Annotated in this window: 6 protein-coding genes; all 6 read right to left on the bottom strand. The window is 27.1% G+C overall.

Going from position 1 to position 3,707, the window contains the following annotated elements; translation table 11 throughout:
- On the bottom strand, positions 1-2,169 hold a 2,169-nt coding region (locus Q0Y03_RS15215; RefSeq protein ID WP_297714635.1), incomplete at its 3' end, for a VirD4-like conjugal transfer protein, CD1115 family.
- Positions 2,170-2,211: 42 nt separating this feature from the next.
- Complete coding sequence (locus Q0Y03_RS15210) at positions 2,212-2,448, bottom strand: hypothetical protein (protein ID WP_055276917.1); 237 nt, start codon at positions 2,446-2,448, stop codon at positions 2,212-2,214.
- Positions 2,449-2,736, bottom strand: a complete 288-nt coding sequence (locus tag Q0Y03_RS15205) for a hypothetical protein (protein ID WP_055276915.1) — start codon at positions 2,734-2,736, stop codon at positions 2,449-2,451. It abuts the gene before it with no gap.
- Between the two features lie 5 nt (positions 2,737-2,741).
- Positions 2,742-2,912, bottom strand: a complete 171-nt coding sequence (locus tag Q0Y03_RS15200; protein WP_156327448.1) for a hypothetical protein — start codon at positions 2,910-2,912, stop codon at positions 2,742-2,744.
- A 226-nt stretch (positions 2,913-3,138) separates the two neighbouring features.
- Entirely contained in the window at positions 3,139-3,297 is a 159-nt protein-coding gene (locus tag Q0Y03_RS15195; protein WP_156327841.1) for a hypothetical protein, read from the bottom strand.
- Between the two features lie 73 nt (positions 3,298-3,370).
- Positions 3,371-3,707 (bottom strand): hypothetical protein (locus tag Q0Y03_RS15190; RefSeq protein ID WP_055276914.1); only part of this gene is annotated, 337 nt, incomplete at its 5' end.

The following is a 3,707-nucleotide window of genomic DNA, read 5'->3' as shown; positions in this document are numbered from 1 at the left end:
GTCTTTAGGAGTATATATTCTTCCTAGCTCTATATCTTTTTCTTTTGTTATATACTCATTAATCGCTTCTACTTCTTCTGTTATTGGCTTATTTTGTATAGTATTTTCTTCTTTATCGTCTTTAAATAGTATTAACTCTTTCAAATTCACATTTCTATGAAGAGTTGGGATTTCTTCATTTATAAGATTCTTTGTATTATCAAAGAAATCTCCTAAATATTCATATCTATATTTAAGAGTATGCTCTGCCGTATTAAAAATAGGAAATGGTCTAATTTTATTTCCTTTTGTATCTCTTCGCTTAGTACCTCTAACAATAACAACTTCACCTTCTTCTAAGTGCATCAATTCATCTGTAGTTAGTAACTTTCTTCCATCAACACTTTCAGTTTGATGTTTAGTTGTATCAAGTATTTCTCCACTTCTTGAATAAGTTGTTATAGTTTTATCACCTAATAACTTTGAAAATTCTTCAGCGGTTTCTACTTCATTAGTAAATATATAAAACTTATTAGAACAATTTCCTAATATAGTTTTATAGTCATCTCCATATAATTTTTTTAATTGTGATATACCTTGAATGATTAAATTAAATTTAATATTTCTACCTAAACAAACAGTTATTATGTTAGCCATACTTTCTATGGCTGGCATATTACCAAACTCATCTAATAAGAAGATAACTTCTCTATCACATTTAGCAGGGATATTGAATGTGGCTTCTTTTGCTAAAACATAATATAATTGTCTAACGAATATACTTGCAATAACATGATTAGATGTATCATAATCGGGAACTGTCATAAATAAAGCTACTGGTCTATTATCTTCTGATTTAAATCCTATATCTTTTAAATCTATAGAATTTTTAGATGTTAACTTTGCTATTTCATCCATAGTAAATATATTAAGCTCTGACATTGCAACACTAAATATAGACCCCCTAGCTTCTCCTTTAGAGAAGTTAGACGTTGCATACTGCATTTTTGCTACTGATTCTACTGGTAACTTTGAAAAATACTTATCTAATTCATTATTACCTTTAATATCTGTCTTAGAACCTAATTCCGATAACATATTAGCAACTGTATAAAGAGTTATTTTAGACCTTATTTTTTTAATATCTTTTTCTAAGTTACTTATTAATTTATCTTTATTTTTCTTATCACTATTTTCTAATTCAGCTATCTTTTTATAATATATCTTGCAATCATTAAAGCATTTTTCTGTAACTGCAAGAATTAAAGCATTAACTAAACTCATAGCTGAATTTTGCCAAAAAGGGTCTTTGGTATCTGGTTTATAATAAAGCATATGAGTTAATGTCTTACATAATCCTTGAGCTGTGCTATAGTCCTCTTTCTCATAAGCATCTATTACTAACTGAAGTGGATTATAACTCATTGAATTTAATGGATTTATTAAGTTTAAAACTTCTACTCTATATCCTCTAGCTTCAAGTATCTCTTTTGAAGCACCATACAACTCAGCCTTTGGATCATTAACCACCAACGAAGCTTTTTCCTCCGCTCTTGAATATAAATCAATAGTTGGAAATACAAATAATTCACCTTTACCACTTCTAGTTGTTCCAATAATAAGGTTATTTGTTGGACTATCATCAATATATAAAACTTCTCTCATTACCTTCTTACCATCTATTACAATATAATCTTTATACCCACGAGCAATTGGTATTCCACCTTTTCCGTTATATCCTCCCTGCTCTCTTTCCTCAATTGTTTCAACTTCATCAACACTTTTATATTGTTCATCTATTTCTTCCATAGTAGTAAATCTACTCGTACCTTTTTGTCCATCACTTATATCCTTAAATGATGCCCTAAAGTTAAAAATAAATTTAATCAATACTAATGTCATTATTCCATATGCTAATAAATACAATAATGGATACCCAAAATTAGGCATAAATAAGTTGAATAAAATATTAAATTTACTTTCTCCTCCTGCTAACATTAAAAACATTGCATCTATAGAGTTAGAAATTAAATTAACAAAAATAGTTACCAGTAAAAACACACCTATTATAAAAGATAATAGTATCTTTTTATCAGCTAACCGTTTTATTAATTTCATTTCTCTATTAGCTTCTTTTTCTTCTAATAAATCATTTAATTCTTTTTTTACATCTGAAATAAATTTCTTCATATATCCTCCTATAATAAAAGGGAAGATTAAATCTTCCCTTTTTTAAAATGTTATTTTTGATTCTAAGAAAGTGGCTATTGCAGAAGCACCTAATATAAAAATAAGCCCTACTCCTGCTCCTATGTACCAAGGTTTAGCCTTTCTTAATCCTTCAGCTCCTCCAAATATCTGTTGAAATCCACCTACTCCAAAAGCTATAGCTGCTCCAACTACACCTAAAATTTGCATCCATCCAATAAATTCATTCCCCATATTTGCTAATTGTTGTACAACATCCATTTATTTTTCCTCCTTAAATCTATCTTCTTTTACTATTTCTTCTACATCTATAAGATTTTCTTCACAAAATTTATTTAATGCTAAAGTATTGTAGTCCAATACTTTAAGAACTTTATCAAGTAGAATTTCATATTTTCCTTCATACTCTACTAATTTATCAAGATATAAAAATTGTCTTTCTAAATATGTTTTTAAAAACTCATTTCTACTTTTATATCCTAATTCTTTTGCTTTTTCATCAATTTTACTAATTGTTGCTTTTGAAATCCCTCTAATTTTAATTTCCACTCCAATTAATTACCTATTTCCTTTCTTAAATTTAAGCTTTCCTTCAATAACTTTGAATTTGTAAATATAACATTCCTATGTTGTTCATTTAACCATTCTTCATAAGTTTTGCCACTTGCTTCAATTACCGCAACTGCAATTTCTTTAATATCTTTATCAAGCTTTTCTCCTGCCATATAATCACCTCCCTTCAATAAAAAAGAACCTCTCGGCTATTGCCTGTCAGAAGTTCTTTTCCTAAAAATATATATAATAAAAAGGTGTTCCCGAAGAACACCTTTATCTAAATTAAATTGTTTATCTTAGCTTTCATAATTACATAATCTTTTTTATTACTTTCAGTAGCCAATTTATATTTTCCACTCTTAATATTGAAATCATACATACTATAAATAAAATCACTTATAGGATATCCCCTTTCAATATATTCTTCGCCAATATCTTTTTATACAATTTATTACTTTTTTCATTTTTACAATCTATTATTTTACAATTATCTAATATACCTTTTTTCACTTCTAATCCATTCATTATTGTTAACCTAGTCTTATCTGTATTCATATATAACACACCTTTCATCTATATTAAATAGAATATTAATTGCATAATTAAAAGGTATCCCCAGGGGATACCTTTATTTTAATAAGTTTAAACTTGATAGTATTTCAGCCTTCAATGTTGCTTTCACTATTTCCGGCACATCAATTACTTCTTTTGATAACTCTTCAAAATTATTTATAATATAATCTATATTAATTTCCTCTTTACAACTTTTCTTGTATTCTTTCATAATAATTTTACTTATCACATTTACACATTCATTCGTAAAATATGGATCACCATTATTTTTATATGGAAATATAGATTCAGCTAATTCAAAAGCTTTAAATTCTGCTTTATTAATTTCATTCTCTTCTATTAATCTTTTTATTTCTTTAATCTCACTATTCACTTCTATTTTTTTATTCATT

Source organism: Clostridium sp., from assembly GCF_026168755.1.
Taxonomy (GTDB): Bacteria; Bacillota; Clostridia; order Clostridiales; family Clostridiaceae; genus Clostridium.
The sequence above is the reverse complement of the archived record's forward strand: the minus strand, read 5'-3'. Positions and strand labels throughout refer to the sequence as shown.

What these genes read in the sequence shown, in the direction of transcription:
- Q0Y03_RS15210 (WP_055276917.1), bottom strand. Translation starts at nt 2,448, where the DNA reads ATGGATGTTGTACAACAATTAGCAAATATGGGGAATGAATTTATTGGA.
- Q0Y03_RS15200 (WP_156327448.1), bottom strand. Translation starts at nt 2,912, where the DNA reads ATGGCAGGAGAAAAGCTTGATAAAGATATTAAAGAAATTGCAGTTGCG.
- Q0Y03_RS15195 (WP_156327841.1), bottom strand. Translation starts at nt 3,297, where the DNA reads ATGAATACAGATAAGACTAGGTTAACAATAATGAATGGATTAGAAGTG.